14 protein-coding genes are annotated in these 16422 nt (G+C 68.1%); 5 read left to right on the top strand and 9 right to left on the bottom strand.

The genetic code is table 11. The features are described 5' to 3' along the window. The 4 genes from ON759_RS09565 to ON759_RS09580 all read right to left on the bottom strand — a co-directional run bounded on the left by ON759_RS09565 (nt 1) and on the right by ON759_RS09580 (nt 3515). Entirely contained in the window at nt 1-846 is an 846-nt protein-coding gene (locus tag ON759_RS09565) for a class I SAM-dependent methyltransferase (protein WP_271680144.1), read from the bottom strand. Continuing rightward, entirely contained in the window at nt 843-1799 is a 957-nt protein-coding gene (locus tag ON759_RS09570) for a lysylphosphatidylglycerol synthase domain-containing protein (RefSeq protein ID WP_271680145.1), read from the bottom strand. Before ON759_RS09570 ends, ON759_RS09565 begins: the two co-directional genes overlap by 4 nt. Next, nucleotides 1796-2530, bottom strand: coding sequence for a class I SAM-dependent methyltransferase (locus ON759_RS09575; RefSeq protein WP_271680146.1), 735 nt, complete (start codon nt 2528-2530; stop codon nt 1796-1798). The genes ON759_RS09570 and ON759_RS09575 overlap by 4 nt, the downstream gene beginning before the upstream one ends. Before the next feature lie 118 nt (nt 2531-2648). Continuing rightward, the gene (locus ON759_RS09580) at nt 2649-3515 is read right to left on the bottom strand and encodes a glycosyltransferase family 2 protein (protein WP_271680147.1); all 867 of its coding nucleotides are present in this window, start codon (nt 3513-3515) and stop codon (nt 2649-2651) included. A gap of 224 nt (nt 3516-3739) precedes the next feature. Between ON759_RS09580 and pilB the strand changes: the two genes are divergently transcribed. The 4 genes from pilB to coaE all read left to right on the top strand — a co-directional run bounded on the left by pilB (nt 3740) and on the right by coaE (nt 8408). Continuing rightward, nucleotides 3740-5464 (top strand): type IV-A pilus assembly ATPase PilB, encoded by a 1725-nt coding sequence (gene pilB / locus ON759_RS09585; RefSeq protein ID WP_271680148.1) that lies wholly within the window; start codon nt 3740-3742, stop codon nt 5462-5464. Nucleotides 5465-5474: 10 nt separating this feature from the next. Further along, nucleotides 5475-6743 (top strand): type II secretion system F family protein, encoded by a 1269-nt coding sequence (locus tag ON759_RS09590; RefSeq protein ID WP_271680149.1) that lies wholly within the window; start codon nt 5475-5477, stop codon nt 6741-6743. 17 nt (nt 6744-6760) lie between these two features. Further along, nucleotides 6761-7624 carry a prepilin peptidase gene (locus ON759_RS09595; protein ID WP_271680150.1) on the top strand — a complete coding sequence of 288 codons (864 nt, stop codon included), beginning with the start codon at nt 6761-6763 and terminating at the stop codon, nt 7622-7624. Between the two features lie 172 nt (nt 7625-7796). Further along, complete coding sequence (gene coaE / locus ON759_RS09600; protein WP_271680151.1) at nt 7797-8408, top strand: dephospho-CoA kinase; 612 nt, start codon at nt 7797-7799, stop codon at nt 8406-8408. Here coaE and ON759_RS09605 read toward each other — a convergent pair. From ON759_RS09605 to ON759_RS09615, 3 genes are all read right to left on the bottom strand, one after another. After that, the gene (locus tag ON759_RS09605; RefSeq protein ID WP_271680152.1) at nt 8405-9355 is read right to left on the bottom strand and encodes a Nudix family hydrolase; all 951 of its coding nucleotides are present in this window, start codon (nt 9353-9355) and stop codon (nt 8405-8407) included. The two genes, coaE and ON759_RS09605, sit on opposite strands and share 4 nt — an antisense overlap. A 187-nt stretch (nt 9356-9542) precedes the next feature. Then, the gene (gene secA, locus ON759_RS09610) at nt 9543-12278 is read right to left on the bottom strand and encodes a preprotein translocase subunit SecA (RefSeq protein WP_271680153.1); all 2736 of its coding nucleotides are present in this window, start codon (nt 12276-12278) and stop codon (nt 9543-9545) included. 142 nt (nt 12279-12420) lie between these two features. Continuing rightward, nucleotides 12421-13323, bottom strand: a complete 903-nt coding sequence (locus tag ON759_RS09615) for a M23 family metallopeptidase (protein WP_271680154.1) — start codon at nt 13321-13323, stop codon at nt 12421-12423. Between the two features lie 43 nt (nt 13324-13366). On the opposite strand from ON759_RS09615, the gene ON759_RS09620 reads away from it, so the two are divergent. Beyond that, nucleotides 13367-13885: a DciA family protein gene (locus tag ON759_RS09620; protein WP_271680155.1), complete on the top strand. Its 519-nt coding sequence runs from the start codon at nt 13367-13369 to the stop codon at nt 13883-13885. Nucleotides 13886-13976: 91 nt separating this feature from the next. Here ON759_RS09620 and lpxC read toward each other — a convergent pair whose 3' ends face one another. Then, nucleotides 13977-14891 carry a UDP-3-O-acyl-N-acetylglucosamine deacetylase gene (gene lpxC / locus ON759_RS09625; protein ID WP_271680156.1) on the bottom strand — a complete coding sequence of 305 codons (915 nt, stop codon included), beginning with the start codon at nt 14889-14891 and terminating at the stop codon, nt 13977-13979. A gap of 258 nt (nt 14892-15149) precedes the next feature. Then, entirely contained in the window at nt 15150-16394 is a 1245-nt protein-coding gene (gene ftsZ / locus ON759_RS09630) for a cell division protein FtsZ (RefSeq protein WP_271680157.1), read from the bottom strand. Nucleotides 16395-16422 lie beyond the last annotated feature (28 nt).

The following is a 16422-nucleotide window of genomic DNA, read 5'->3' on the forward strand; positions in this document are numbered from 1 at the left end:
TCAGGGCCCGGTGGCATCGCCCTCGCCTCGGCGCTCGGCAACCAGCAGCAGGTTCAGGGGGTTCGGCACGGCAGGACCGATCTGCATCGCCGACGCATCGAAATCGAACTCGAGCGCCTGGGCTTTGCGGGGCGATCCCTTGCCCTTCCTCTCGCGGATCGCATGCACGGCATCCAGCCCGCGGCGGCGTATCGCTTCCGGCACGAACGGCAACGTCAGCGGCAGCATGGCCCACTTGACGGCGCGATAGCGCCGGAGCTCGACATCCGCCACCTTGTCCGCCGCCCCCATGTAGTGCGCCTCGCGGATGTCCAACCAGGGCGCCACCACCCGCTGCAGCGATGCCATGGCATGCTCGCGTACATGCCAGCGGTTCCATGGCTTCTGGAACGGGAGGAGCCTCACCACGCGATTCGGGGTGACGATGATCATCACGCCCCCCGCCTTCAGGACGCGACGCGCCTCTCGAAGGTAGGCTGCCTCGTCGATGACGTGCTCGATGACCTGGAACGACAGGACCACGTCGAATTGCCTGTCGGGAAAAGGGAGCGGGCGTTCCGCATCGACCTTCAGGAAGCTCAGGTTGGCGGCCGTGTAGCGCTCCGATGCGAAAGCCACCGCTTCGGCAGACACGTCGACGGCGGTCACGGACTCGGCGGTATCGGCCAGCGACGCTGCTCCGTAGCCGCTGCCGCATCCGAGATCGAGCACCTTCCGCCCGGCGCAATACGTCCTCGCGAACTGGTAACTCGCGATATGCATCAGGTAGATGACGTACCCGCCCAAGCTTTCCCTGTAGGCGTCCTCGATGACGCGCTCTCCCGTCGCTTCCAACCCGGCATTCATGAGACCGCGTTCCCCTTTGATTGATCCACGGCGAGCCAGGCGCTGCCGATCAGGAAGTTGCATGCATCCCCCAGCATGGTGACCAACCTGGCCAACAACACGAAGACGAGAAGCTGCGCATTGTCGGCCGCACCGGAAAGCAAGACCACCATGATGCCCTCGCGGACGCCAAGTCCTGCCGGCGCGCCGGGAGCCAGGAAGCCGACCAGCCAAGACAGGGCAAATGCGGCGGTCACGAGCGGGAAATCAAGGGCCGATGGCATGCCACTTGCGCGAGCCACCACCCAGAGCCCGATGCCGATCAGCAGGTAATTGAGGGCATACGCCGCGAAGGCAGGAAGCGCCACCCTCGCCCCAGGCAGCCCGCCCAGGCGTCCAAGCAAGCGAATCAGGCGATGCGGGCTGGCCGAGGCATGCTGTGGCGATATGCGCACGCTTGCCAATGCGACGAAGGCCAACCCGAGCAATGGGCCGAGCCACAGCAGGCCAGCTCGCGCATCGTCGGGCAAACGACCCGCACCTGGTGCGGAAATCGCGTACATGAGCACACCGACGACCACGCTCGCCGCTGCGGCCAGGATGGTTTCTTGCGCGACCGTGGACACGAGCGAACGACCCGCCATCCCCCCTCGCATGGCGAGCGCCGCCCGGCTTGCATGCTGGGCGATGTTGCCGGGCACGTATTTGGCAAGTTGCGTCACCGCGAGAAGCGCGGTGAGCCATGAAATCCGCCATCGCTCTCCTTGCCCCGAAAGCAAGCGTCTCCAGGCCCACCCCGTGATCGGGATGATCGACGCGTACATCACTGCCGAAAGTGCCAACGCAGCGAGCACTTTCGTGGACATGGCGGATTCGAGCATGGCCATGTCGATGCTGCCCGCCAGGAACCATGCGAAATATCCCGCGAGCGCCGCCGCAGCCAGGTATCCCAGCGCGCGCCAAGGATGCTTCACGGAATGCGGGCCAGGACCAGGTAGCCGCTACCGAGATCGGTTCGCGCTGTCACCGCTTGGGCGATGTTCGCAAGCCGCATGGCGGTGCGCCCGGCCATCGTGTCGATCCTTCCGAACATCCGCAAATAGTCAGTCCGTTCGATGCCGCTGAACGACGAGGACTCCTCGGGGGAGTACGCACGTTGGCGCTGCGACAGGAGGCGCCTGTAGACGCGGTTGCCCATGGCCTCCGTCAAATTCGCGAGTGGGAACCCGTAGCATTCGAAGTGTTCGATCCGCATCCCTTTCGATCGCAGCAACTCTTGCAACCCCGCACGCTCGTAACGCCGGTAATGGCCCGCCCACACGTCCCCGGCACCCCAACGTGCGCCGTGCGCGGGAACCGAAATGCAGAGCCGCCCGCCAGGACGCAGCCATCCGAGCCATTGGTCCACCGCTGTCGTGTCCTGCTCGATATGCTCCAGCACGTCGAACGCACACACCAGGTCGAAATGGCCCGACCAAAGCGCGGATGGCATGTCCACGACCTCCTGCCTTCCGCCGCCCAGCCTGGCGATCTCCCTTGCCATTCGCACTGCAGGCTCGGACGTCTCCAGGCCCACGGCCTCATGCGCGAACTTTGCCAGCTCGTGGAGCAACGCCCCGCTGCCGCAGCCCACCTCGAGCAACGCTTCCATGGGCAGTGGAGCCAACAGCTTCAACACGCGATTGCGGCGCAGCAAGTAACGCAAGGGAGGCGCCCAGCCGATCTCCGGTACGACTGGTCCGAACAAGGGGGAAGTCGAGTACGACATCGTCACTGTCAAAGCGCCCATCCGACCTGGGAGCAGGCGAGATGATGCCCTTCCGTCATTTGTCTTGTCGGTACGTGAGGTTGGTGATCTGCTCCGACACCAGCCCGATCAGGAACACGATCACCGCTGCGCTGATCAACAGCATGCTCATGTTGGTGAAGCGGCCGGACTCGTGGTAGGTCCATGCATACCACCCCATGCCTGCCAGCATGAACGCCATGGCCGCAGGCACGAACAGCTTCAGTGGCGAGTACAGGCTGGCGATCTTGAAGATGATCAACAGGAAGCGCACCCCGTCCTTGATCGGGCGGATGTGGCTGCTGGTGCCCATCCGCCGCGCCACCTCCACCGGGACGTAGGCCACCGGGTAGGCGCTGCGGAAGAAGGCCATGGTGCTGGTGGTGGGGTAGCTGAAGCCGTTGGGCAGCAGGTGCAGGAATTCACGGAACCGGTCGGCGCGCACGGCGCGGAAGCCGGAGGTCAGGTCCAGGATGCGGTGCCCCGTCATCCAGCTGGCCAGCCGGTTGTAGAGGCCATTGGCCAGCCCGCGCCCGACATTGGCCTGGCCGTCGCGGCTGCGCGCACCCACCGCCATGTCGTAGCCCTGGTCCAGCTTGGCCAGCAACAGGTGGATATGCGCCGGGTCGTGCTGGCCGTCGGCATCCAGGAATACCAGGATCTCCCCGCTGGCTGCACGCGCACCGCGCTTGATGGCGGCGCCGTTGCCCATGCCGTAGGGGGCCGACAGCACGCGCGCGCCGGCCGCCCCGGCGATCGCCGCGGTCTCGTCGGTGGAGCCGTCGTCCACCACGATCAGCTCGGCCAGCGGGAACTCCTGGCGCAGCGCCGGCAGCACGTGGCGCAGGCCCTCGGCCTCGTTCCTGGCGGGGAGGATGATGCTGAGGCGGTGGGCGGGTGTCATCCGAGAAGGGTAGCTTGGAACCTGGGGGTTTGCCGCATGCGTCGTCACTGACCGATCGGATTGAATTCGATCTCCCGGCCCGGGATGTCGCGGACCGCTACGCCACGGCCACGGCTGGGCTGTGACGGAAGTGGCGATTCAGCCCGGGCACCTGGCCGCGTGAGGCCGGGACATTGCGTTTGGGGTAGAGTGCGGCGGGGTGTTCGAGTCATGCATGGGGCCAGATGAGCGCAGTCGCCACCGCCAACCTGATGGGGATCACCGGGATTGCCCGGCGCCTGGTGCTGGATGGCGCCATGGACGAAGCCAGCGCCCGCAAGGCGATGGAGTCCGCCTCGGCGGAGAAGCTGCCGCTGGCCCAGTACATCGCCGAGCGGCGGTTGGCCTCGCCCGCGGCGCTGGCCGCCGCCAACTCGATCGAGTTCGGGATGCCGCTGGTGGACGCGCTGGTGATCGACCCCAGCCAGTCGGCGATCGCCCTGGTCAAGGAAGACCTGCTGCGCAAGCACCAGGTCCTGCCGCTGTTCAAGCGCGGCAACCGCCTGTTCGTGGGCACCGCGGACCCCACCGACAACAGGGCGCTGGAGGAACTGAAGTTCCACACCAACCTCGCGGTGGAACCGATCCTGGTGGACGCGGACCGCATCAAGCGCTGCCTGGACCAGTGGCTGGAAGCCGCCGAGGCAATGGCGGACGAGCTGGCCGACGCCGAGGGCCTGGAAGGGCTGGAAGTCGGTGCCGGCGAGGAGGATTTCGGCAACGACACCGGGGTGGACGCCAAGGGCGAGGACACGCCGGTCGTCAAGTTCGTGAACAAGGCACTGGTGGACGCGATCCGCAAGGGCGCCTCGGATATCCACTTCGAACCCTACGAGACCGACTACCGGGTCCGCTTCCGCATCGACGGCATCCTGAAGACCGCCAAGAAGGTCCCGGTCAAGCTGCATGCGCGCATCGCCGCGCGCGTGAAGGTCATGGCCCAGCTCGACATCGCCGAAAAGCGGGTGCCGCAGGACGGGCGCATCAAGTTGAACCTGTCCAAGTCCAAGCAGATCGACTTCCGCGTCAGTACCCTGCCCACCCTGTTCGGCGAGAAGATCGTGCTGCGCATCCTGGATGCCAGCGCGGCCAAGCTGGGCATCGACAAGCTCGGCTATGAACCGGAGCAGCAGAAGCTGTTCCTGGACGCGATCCACAAGCCCTACGGGATGGTCCTGGTCACCGGTCCCACGGGCTCCGGCAAGACGGTGTCGCTGTACACCGCGCTGGGCATCCTCAACGACGAGACCCGCAACATCAGCACGGTGGAGGACCCGGTGGAAATCCGCCTCCCGGGGGTCAACCAGGTGCAGCAGAACGTCAAGCGCGGCATGACCTTCGCCGCCGCGCTGCGCAGCTTCCTGCGCCAGGACCCGGACATCATCATGGTCGGCGAAATCCGCGACCTGGAAACCGCCGAGATCGCGGTCAAGGCGGCGCAGACCGGCCACATGGTGCTGTCCACCCTGCATACCAACGACGCGCCGCAGACGATCGCGCGCATGATGAACATGGGCATCGCGCCCTACAACATCACCAGTTCGGTCACCCTGGTCATCGCCCAGCGCCTGGCGCGCCGCCTGCACGACTGCAAGCGCGCGGTGCACCTGCCGGAGCACGCGCTGCTGGCCGAGGGCTACACCGCCGACGAGGTGCATGCCGGGATCACCACCTACGAGGCGGTGGGCTGCGAGGACTGCACCGAGGGCTACAAGGGCCGCGTCGGCATCTACCAGGTGATGCCGATGACCGACGAAATCCAGCACATCGTGCTGGCCGGTGGTAATGTCCAGCAAATCGCGCAGGCCGCGCTGGACAGCGGGGTCCGCGACTTGCGGCGTTCCGCGTTGGACAAGGTGAAACAGGGGATCACCAGCCTGATCGAGATCAACCGCGTCACCAAGGACTGAGGGAACCGACATGTCCGCACGCAGAGCAGCCGTCAGCAAGGCGCGCACCCAGGCCGAAGCGCGCCGCCTGAACCCCATGGTGGAATTCGTCTGGCAGGGCCGCGACAAGCGCGGCGTGGTGATGAAGGGCGAGCAGCTGGCGAAGAACGCCAACCTGCTGCGTGCCGAGCTGCGCAAGCAGGGCATCACCCCGACCACGGTGAAGCCAAAGGCCAAGCCGCTGTTCGGCGGCGCGGCGAAGAAAATCGGTGCGCGCGACATCGCGATCTTCAGCCGCCAGCTGGCGACCATGATGAAGTCGGGCGTGCCGATCGTGATGGCGCTGGAGATCATCGCCGGCGGGCAGAAGAACCCGGCCATGAAGAAGATGGTCAACAACATCAAGGGCGACATCGAGGGCGGCGCCTCGATCTACGAGGCGCTCAGCCAGTACCCGGTGCAGTTCGACGAGCTCTACCGCAACCTGGTCCGCGCCGGCGAATCCTCCGGCGTGCTGGAAACGGTCCTGGAGACCATCGCCACGTACAAGGAGAACATCGAGAGCGTCAAGGGCAAGATCAAGAAGGCGCTGTTCTACCCGGCCTCGATCATCGCGGTGGCGATCCTGGTCTGCGGGATCCTGCTCACCTACGTGGTGCCCATCTTCAAGGAAACCTTCAGCAGCTTCGGCGCCGACCTGCCCGCCTTCACGGCCCTGGTGTTCGGGCTGTCGGATTACCTGGTCAAGTGGTGGTGGCTGTTCGCCATCCTCACGGCGATCGGCGTGGGCGTGTTCCTGTTCTTCTACAAGCGCTCGCCCGCGCTGAAACACACGATGGACCGGCTCATGCTGAAGATCCCGGTGATCGGCAAGGTGCTGCACGACTCCTCGATCGCCCGCTTCGCCCGCACCCTGGCGGTCACCTTCAAGGCCGGCGTGCCGCTGGTGGAAGCGATGGACAACGTGGCGGGCGCCACCGGCAACACCGTTTATGAGCGCGCGGTGCGCAAGATGAAGGACGATGTCGCCGTGGGTTACCCGGTCAACGTGGCGATGAAGCAGGTGGACCTGTTCCCGCACATGGTGGTGCAGATGACCGCGATCGGCGAGGAAGCCGGCGCGCTGGACACGATGTTGATGAAGGTGGCGGAGTTCTACGAGGAAGAAGTGAACAACGCCGTCGATGCGATCTCCAGCCTGATCGAACCCTTCATCATGGTGGTCATCGGCGGCTTGGTCGGCTCCATCGTCGTGGCGATGTACCTACCGATCTTCAAGATCGCCATGACCGTGATGTGACCGGGGCAGGCGGCTAGATGGCGTTCCTGGATGCGCACCCCGGCCTCGGCTACCCGGCCGCGGCCGGCCTCGGGCTGCTGGTCGGCAGCTTCCTCAACGTGGTCATCCTGCGCCTGCCCAGGCGCCTGGAATGGCAGTGGAAGCGGGACGCCCGCGAGATCCTGGAGATCCCGGAGCTGTACGAACCGCCGCCACCGGGGATCGTGGTCGAGCGCTCGCACTGCCCGCACTGCGGGCATGCCCTGTCCTGGTACGAGAACATTCCGCTGCTGAGCTGGCTGGCCCTGCGCGGCAAGTGCCGCAGTTGCAAGGCGCCGATATCGTTCCAATACCCGCTGGTGGAGCTGCTGACCGGCCTGCTGTTCCTGGCCTGCGTGTGGCAGTTCGGCTTCGGCTGGAAGGGCTTCGGCGCGATGCTGCTGACCAGCTTCCTGGTCGCGCTCTCCGGCATCGACCTGCGCACCCGCCTGCTGCCAGACCAACTCACCTTGCCGCTGATGTGGCTGGGCATGGTGGCCTCGGTGGAAAACCTGTACGTCGGCCAGAAGTCCGCCATGCTGGGCGCGATGGCCGGCTACCTGAGCCTGTGGTCGGTGTACTGGGTGTTCAAGCAACTGACCGGCAAGGAAGGCATGGGCCACGGCGACTTCAAGCTGCTGGCCGCATTGGGGGCATGGACCGGCTTGGCCGGCGTGCTGCCGACGATCCTGCTGTCGTCGCTGGTGGGCGCGGTGGTCGGCTCGCTCTGGCTGGCGGCGAAGGGCAAGGACAAAGCCACGCCGATCCCGTTCGGGCCGTACCTGGCGATCGCCGGCTGGATCAGCTTCTTCTGGGGCAAGGACCTGGTGGGCTGGTACATGCGCCTAGCGGGCCTGGCGTAGGAGCGCGCCTTGCGCGCGACCCGTGTTGCCATCGCGCGCAAGGCGCGCTCCTACGACCTCACATTGACGCCGAGCGGGGAAAAGGGGCCAGAGTGAAGTTTCCCGACCTGGCACCACGGAATCCCCGGATTGTTTCGACGGGAAATTCACTCTGGCCCCTTTTCAGCACGGCATGAGCGCCCTCGTCATCGGCCTGACCGGCGGCATCGCCTCCGGCAAGAGCACCGTGGACCGCCTGTTCCGCGACCGCGGGATCGCGGTGGCGGATGCCGATGCCGCCGCGCGCGACGCGGTGGCGGCGGGTAGCGAGGGCCTGGCCGAGGTGGTCGCGGCGTTCGGCACGGGGGTGCTGGCGCCTGATCGCAGCCTGGATCGCGCGGCGATGCGGCGACGGGTGTTCGAGGATCCCGAGGCGCGCCGCGTGCTGGAAGCGATCATCCATCCCCGGGTGCGCGCGGCGCTGGAAGCGACCTGTGCCAACGCCGACGGGCCGTACGCCATCGCCTCGATCCCGCTGCTGGCCGAAGCCGGCGGCCGCGCCGCCTATCCCTGGCTGCGCCGCATCCTGGTGGTGGACGTGCCTGCGACGGTGCAGCTGCAGCGCCTGCTGCGGCGCGACGGCATCGACACCGCGCTGGCCGAGGCGATGATCGCCGCGCAGGCGACCCGCGCGCAGCGGCTGGCGATCGCGGACGACCTCCTGCCGAACGACGGCCCGCTGGAGGCGCTGCCCGCGGCGGTGGAAGCCCTGGATCGGTTGTATCGGAACCTGGCGGCCGCTTAGGCGAGCGGCCACAACGCGCGGATCGCGGCGATGCCCTGCCCGCCATGCCAGCGTGCTTGCTCGAGGTCGCCCGGACCGAGCCCGCCGATCGCGTAGATCGGCAGCGACACGCCTTCGCGCAATGCGGCGAATCGCGCCCAGCCGATGCCCTCGGCGCCGGGGTGGCTCGCGGTCGCCTGCACCGGGCCGAGCACGGCGAAGTCGCAGCCCAGCGCCTGCGCCGCATCGAGCTCGTCGGCGTCATGGCAGGATGCCGCGACCGTCCCGCCCTGCGCGCGCACGCGGGCAATCGCAGCCGCGATCCCGGACTCGCGCAACTGCGTCGCGCGTAGGTGCAGGCCGACCCGCAAGCGAGTGGCGGAGGCGGCATCGCCGTTCACCAGCAGGTCGGCACCCGCCGCGCGGCAGCGTTCGGCCGCAGCGTCCACCAGCCGTGCCCAGATCGCGGAATCGAGCCCCGGCGCGCGCAGCTGCACCCGCCGGATGCCACCGGCCAGCGCCATTTCCAGGCCGGCGAGCCACGACGCCGCGTCGATCGGTGCCGGGGTGACCAGGTACTGCGCGGGCTGCAGCAGCGCCGCGACCACGGGCCGGTCCGCAGGCGGCATCGGATAGCCGGGCAGGTCGGCCGGGGCTACCCAGGCCAGGGCCTGGCCTTCCAGCCCGCGCGGCGTGCCGCGATGCGCGACTTCATGCACGTCGAGCACCAAGCGCTTGTCCGGGTAGCGCTGCGGCACGCGGATCACCGGCGCGCCGGGGACGGCCTCGATCCCGAGCTCCTCGTGCAACTCACGCGCCAGCGCGGACGCGGGCGCCTCACCGGGCTCGACCTTCCCGCCGGGGAATTCCCACAGGCCGGCGAGGTCGCGCGCCTGCGTGCGTTGGGCCAGCAGCACATGGCCACGCGCATCGCGGATGACGCCGGCGACAACGTGGAGTTGCTTCATCGCGGGAGGGTGGCTGATCGAATCGACCCGGGCGCGATGACGCTTGGCGCAACCAAGCCCCCCTTGGTAAGGGGGGCGCGCCAGGGGCGCGGGGGATCGGAAGGATGACCCGTCGGGGCCCCGGGCCCGCGCAGCGGACCTGGGGGTGCAGCCCGGTTCAGCGGGCTGCACGACGGGCAGCTCAGCTTCAGCTGAGCTGCCCGTGGCAGTGCTTGTACTTCTTGCCGGAGCCGCACGGGCACGGATCGTTGCGACCGATGCGCTGCGATTCTTCGCCGTAGGCGGCCTGCTGGGCAGCTGCGGCCTGCACCGCGGCAGCCTCCTCGTCGGCACCCATGCCGCCCATGTCCGGGTGCTGGAACTGCATGCGCCGGGCCGCGGCCTCGGCGCGCGCGCGCTCCTCCGCCTCGGCGGCGGCGATCTCGGCCTCGTCGCGGATGCGCACGCGGGCAAGCAGGGAGATCACCTCGCGCTTCACCTTCTCCAGCAGTTCCGAGAACAGCTCGAAGGCTTCCTTCTTGTACTCCTGCTTGGGCTGCTTCTGGGCGTAGCCACGCAGGTGGATGCCTTGGCGCAGGTAGTCCATGCGGCCCAGGTGCTCCTTCCAGTTCTGGTCCAGCACGTTCAGCATCACGTGCTTCTCCAGCATGCGCATGGTCTCGCCGCCGACCTGCGCTTCCTTGCCCGCGAACAGCTCGGCCACCGCGTCCTGTACCTTGGCCTCGATCTCTTCGGCGTCCAGCTCCTCGCGCTCGGCATGCATCCGCACCAGCGGCAGGTGGACGCCGTACTCGCTGGACAGCTCGGCCTCCAGGCCAGCCAGGTCCCACTGGTCGTCCACCGAATTGGCCGGCACGTAGCGCTCGACCAGGTCGCCGACCACGTCGGTGCGGATGCCGTCGACGTTGTCCTTGACGCTCTCGGCTTCCAGCAACTCGTCGCGCTGCGCGTAGATCACCTTGCGCTGGTCGTTGTTGACGTCGTCGAAGTCGAGCAGGTTCTTGCGGATGTCGAAGTTGTGGGCCTCGACCTTGCGCTGCGCGTTGGCGATCTGCTTGGTGACCAGCGGCGACTCGATGATGTCGTCTTCCTTCAGGCCCATCCGCGCCATCACCTTCTGCACCCAGTCGGCGGCGAAGATGCGCATCAGGTTGTCTTCCAGCGACAGGTAGAAGCGGGACGAACCCGGGTCGCCCTGGCGGCCGGAGCGGCCGCGCAGCTGGTTGTCGATGCGGCGCGACTCGTGGCGCTCGGTGCCCACGATGTGCAGGCCGCCGGCGGCCTTGACCGCGTCGTGGCGCTGCTGCCATTCGGCCTTCAGGCGCTCGCGGGTGGCCTCGTCGACCTCGCCCTGCGCCTCCAGCGCGGCGAGCTCGGCCTCCAGCGAACCGCCGAGCACGATGTCGGTGCCGCGGCCGGCCATGTTGGTGGCGATGGTGACCGCGCCCGGACGGCCGGCCTGGGCGACGATGTGCGCTTCGCGCTCGTGCTGCTTCGCGTTCAACACCTCGTGCGGGATGCCGGCGGCGTGCAGCTGTTCGCTCAGCAGTTCGGACACTTCGATCGAGGTGGTACCGACCAGCACCGGCTGGCCGCGGCCCACGCATTCCACGATGTCCTTGGCCACCGCGCGGTACTTGCCGGCGCGGTTGAGGAACACCAGGTCGGAGTGGTCCTTGCGGATCATCGGGCGGTGGGTCGGGATGACCACCACTTCCAGGCCGTAGATGTTCTGGAACTCGTAGGCCTCGGTGTCGGCGGTGCCGGTCATGCCAGCCAGCTTCTTGTACATGCGGAACAGGTTCTGGAACGTCACCGACGCCAGCGTCTGGTTCTCGCGCTGGACGGCGACGCCTTCCTTGGCCTCGACCGCCTGGTGCAGGCCGTCGGACCAGCGGCGGCCCGGCAGGGTGCGGCCGGTGAACTCGTCGACGATCACCACTTCGCCGTCGCGGACGATGTAGTCCACGTCGCGCTGGTAGATCGAGTGCGCGCGCATCGCGGCGTTGAGGTGGTGCACCACGTGGATGTTCTGCGGCGCGTACAGGCTCTCGTCCTCGCCGAGGATGCCGGCGCCGCGCAGCAGCTGCTCGGCGTGCTCCTGGCCGCCTTCCGACAGGTGCACCTGCTTCTGCTTCTCGTCGACCCAGAAGTCGCCCGGGCTGTCTTCCTTGTCCTGGCGGACCAGGCTGGGCACGATCTGGTTGACGCGGAGGTACAGCTCCGGCGATTCGTCGGCCGGGCCGGAGATGATCAGCGGGGTGCGCGCCTCGTCGATCAGGATCGAGTCGACCTCGTCCACGATCGCGTAGTGCAGGCCGCGCTGGTAGCGGTCTTCCTTGGCCAGCGCCATGTTGTCGCGCAGGTAGTCGAAGCCGAATTCGTTGTTGGTGCCGTAGGTGATGTCGGCGCCGTACGCGGCGTGCTTGTCCGAGTGAGGCATGCCCGGGTAGACCACGCCGGTGCTCAGCCCCAGCCAGCCGTACAGCTTGCCCATCTGCGCAGCGTCGCGGCGGGCCAGGTAGTCGTTCACGGTGACGACGTGGACGCCCTTGCCTTCCAGCGCGTTGAGATAGACCGCCAGCGTCGCGGTCAGGGTCTTGCCCTCGCCGGTGCGCATCTCGGCGATCTTGCCGGTGTGCAGGACCATGCCGCCGATCAGCTGCACGTCGAAGTGGCGCATGCCGAACACGCGCACGCTGGCCTCGCGGCAGACCGCGAAGGCCTCCGGCAGCAGCTTGTCCAGGGTTTCGCCCTTGGCGACGCGGTCCTTGAACTCCTGGGTCTTGGCCTTCAGCGCGTCGTCCGACAGCGCCTGCATCTGCGGTTCGAGGGCGTTGATCTTCTTGACGAGGCCGCCGAGTTGCTTGAGCAGGCGTTCGTTGCGGCTACCGAAAAGGCCGGTGAGCAGGGAATTCAGCATGGGTCCGGGTTCTCTGGGGGATGCGCGCCGGGGGCGCCGCATCGGGCATGGCATGACAACGAAAACGGGCGCCGGGCGCCCGTTCGAGGGTCGTTAGTGTAGCTGGAGGCGGCCTGCGGCGTTCGCAAGCCCCTGCGCGTTGTCAGCCGCGCGTCGGCCCGTGGCGCGCGAGCGCGTCGTTGTGGCCCAGGAACTTGCGGGGATTGACCACCACGCCGTCCTGCCAGACCTCGAAGTGCACGTGGGCACCGGTGGAACGGCCGGTGGACCCGGCCTTGGCGATTTCCTGGCCGGCGCGGACAAGGTCGCCGACCTGCCGTTCCAGCCTGGAGTTGTGCGCATAGCGCGTCACGTAACCGTTGCCGTGGTCGATCTCGACCACGTTGCCGTAGCCGGAGCGCACGCCGGCGTAGCTGACCACACCATCGGCCACCGCCAGCACCGGGTCACCGACGTCGGCCTCGAAGTCGATGCCCTTGTGGAACTGGGTGCCGCCGCCGAACGGATCGGCGCGGCCGCCGAAGCCGGAGGTGACGTAACTGTTGGCGATCGGATCGCGCGAGGGCACCGCATTGCGGTCCAGCGCGCGGTTGAACAGCAGCTGCTCGAGCACCGAGAGCTGGGTGTCGGCAGTGCGGTACTGGCCCTCCAGCGCGGCCAAGCGCTGGCGCAACTCGCCCGGCGGCATGTCGCTGGCGCGTCCGGCGCCACCCTGCCCGACCGGCTTGTCGAACTCGAACTCGCCGTCCTGCAGCTGGCCGGCCTGGGTCAGGCGCGCGCCGAGGGCGTTCAGGCGGTTGGCCTGGGCCTGCAGTTCGGCAAGGCGGGCGGCCAGCGCATTGACCTCGCGCTGGGCGTCGCGGCGCACGCGCTCGACTTCGGCCTTGCGGTCGGTCTCGGCGGTCTGCATCGCCTCCAGCTGGGCCATGCCCACCGCGCTGCGCGCACCCACCCCGACCAGCGAACCCAGCGCGAGCAGCACGCCGGCCGCGGCCAGCGGCCGCCGCATCGCCTCGAAGCGCAGGCGCTGGACGAGCGCGCCCATGCGCCGGCGGGTATCGTGTTGCCTGGTGTTTTCGGTCATGCCCATGCCTCGTTCGCGGTCCACCCCTCCCGACGGAAAGGCCGGATCCCCCGTCGGCCCGCGTGCGGCGCTGGACGCGCTGCTGGCGGACGATGCCGGGAACCCGCTGCGCCGGGCCCTGTGGCTCGACGCGCTGGACCAACTGTTTCGACCCCACCTGCCGCCGGGCATGGCCGCGCATGCGCGGCTGGCCAATGTCCGTGGCGACAGGCTCGTGTTCGTCGTCGATGCGCCGGTCTGGCATGCCAAGCTGCGGCTTGCCGGACCCGGGTTGATCGACGCTGCCCGGTCCCTCGGGCTCGAAGTGGCGGGCGTGACCGTCAGGACCAGCCTGCAGCCGTTGCGACCCTTGCTACCGGCCGCACGCCCCGCGCCTTCGATCCGGGGCAGGCCCCAACCGCAGTTGGAAGCCGCCCTGGCACTGCTGCGGTCGGAAGCGCCGGAAGACGCCGGGGGGGACCGCCGGGCCGCGGGTCGGAGGGCACGGAAAGCGCCCCCCGGAACGGCCAGCGGGGCATCCTAACTTCACAAGTCCGTGATTTTGTTAAATAAACCGTAATGCGGATGCTGAATGCGTGCGCCGGTTCACGTCCCGGCGACGCGGTCCGTGCGGTTCAGCTGGCGGCGAGCGGGGCGCCGTAGGCGACCGGAGCCGGTGCCACCGGGTCGGTGAAGGTCACTTCGTCCCAGGCCTCGACATCGGCCAACAGGGCCCGGACCAGGATGTTGTTCAGGGCGTGGCCGGACTTGTAGCCCTCGTAGGCGCCGATGATCGGGCGCCCCGCCAAGTACAGGTCGCCGACCGCGTCCAGGATCTTGTGGCGCACGAATTCGTCGGCGTAGCGCAGGCCATCCTCGTTGAGGACGCGGAACTCGTCGAGCACGATCGCGTTGTCCATCGAGCCGCCCAGGCCGAGGTTGCGCTCGCGCATGTACTCGAGGTCGCGCATGAAGCCGAAGGTGCGGGCGCGGCTGACCTCGCGGATGTAGGACTCGGTGGTGAAGTCGACCTCGGCCCGCGACAGGGTGTCGGGGATCGCCGGGTGGTCGAAGCGCACGGTGAAGCCGATCCGGAACCCGTCGTGCGGGGTGAAGCGGGCGAACTTGTCGCCGTCGCGCACCTCGACCGGCCGCCGGATGCGGATGAAACGCTTCGGCGCGTCCTGCTCGGCGATGCCGGCGGACTGCAGCAGGAACACGAACGGGCCGGCCGAGCCGTCCATGATCGGGACTTCGGCGGCGGTCAGTTCGATGTAGGCGTTGTCGATGCCGAGGCCCGCCAGCGCGGACAGCAGGTGCTCGACGGTCTGCACCTTGGCCGGGCCACGGCTGAGGCCGGTGCACAGGGTGGTTTCGCTGACCAGCTCGGCGTTGGCCGGGATCTCGGCCACGGGATCGAGGTCGGTGCGCCGGAACACGATGCCCGTATCGACCGGGGCCGGGCGCAGGGTCAGGAAGACCTTGTCGCCGCTGTGCAGGCCCACGCCGGTGGCGCGAATCACGGTCTTGAGGGTGCGTTGGCGCAGCATCGGCGGAGGGTAGCACGCAGGACCCTGAACCTGAACGAAAAGACCGCTCTGTTCCATGTCTGCAACGGATGGGAAAAGGCCGGTCGGCAGGTGCCGACCGACCGAAAGGCACGCCGGGCGGGCAACCCGGGAGTGCGATGGGACATGGCTGTTGCTCCCTCCCCTGCTTGCAGGGGAGGGCTGGGGAGGGGTTCGCCCTTTGCAGGAAAGAGCACCCCCTCCCAACCTCCCCCTGATACGCAAGGGGAGGAGTCAAACTCAGTCCGCCTGGCGGCGCAGGAACGCCGGGATGTCCAGGTAATCGTCCTTCGGCAGTTCGGCGACCGCCGGGGCGGACTCCGCGCCGCGGCGCAGGCTGCCGGCGATCCCGATCGACGGGTTCGGCACGAACGGGTCGGCGACCTCGTCGATCATCAGGCCGGTGGTGCCGTCGCGCTTGCCCTGGGTGTTGATCAGCTGCACCTGCGGGCGACGCGGGGCGTCGTAGCCGGTCTCGAAGCGGGCCTCGGTGCGGTCGCGGCCGGCCGTGGCGCGGCCGCTGGCGCGGTTCAGGCCGGTGGCGACCACGGTCACCCGCACTTCGTCCTGCATGTCCGGGTCGAGCACGGTGCCGATCACCACGGTGGCGTCCTCGGAGGCGAACTGCTCCACGGTGCGGCCGACCTCGTCGAACTCGGCCATGGTGAAGTCCGGGCCGGCGGTGATGTTGACCAGGATGCCGTTGGCGCCGGTCAGGTTGACGTCGTCCAGCAGCGGGTTCTGGATGGCGGACTCGGCGGCCGCCTGCGCGCGGTCGTCGCCGCGGGCGCTGCCGGTGCCCATCATCGCCAGGCCCATTTCCGACATCACGGTGCGCACGTCGGCGAAGTCGACGTTGATCAGGCCGGGGCGCACGATCAGGTCGGCGATGCCCTGCACGGCGCCCAGCAGGACGTCGTTGGCGGCGCGGAAGGCCTGGATCATGGTCGCGTTGCGGCCGAGGACGGTGATCAGCTTCTCGTTGGGGATGGTGATCAGCGAGTCGCAGTGCTGGCTCAGTTCCTCGATGCCCTTCAGCGCGACCTGCATGCGGCGGCGGCCTTCGAACGGGAACGGCTTGGTGACCACGGCGACGGTCAGGATGCCCATCTCCTTGGCGACCTGCGCCACCACCGGCGCGGCGCCGGTACCGGTGCCGCCACCCATGCCGGCGGTGATGAACACCATGTCCGCGCCGGTCAGCGCGTCGATGATGGTGTCGCGGTCCTCCAGCGCGGCCTGGCGCCCGACTTCGGGGTTGGCGCCCGCGCCGAGGCCCTTGGTGACGTTGCCGCCGAGCTGCAGCTGCAGCTTCGCGCCGCAGTTCTTGATCGCCTGCGCGTCGGTGTTGGCGGTGATGAACTCCACACCGTCCACGCTGCTGTTGACCATGTGCGCGACCGCGTTGCCGCCGCCGCCGCCCACGCCGACCACCTTGATCACCGCGTTGGGTGCCACTTTCTCGATCAGTTCGAAATGCGCCATGTCCGTGTCCTCTTGTTATTGGTGTGTT

This window comes from Thermomonas mangrovi, assembly GCF_028201335.1.
Lineage (GTDB): Bacteria > Pseudomonadota > Gammaproteobacteria > Xanthomonadales > Xanthomonadaceae > Thermomonas > Thermomonas mangrovi.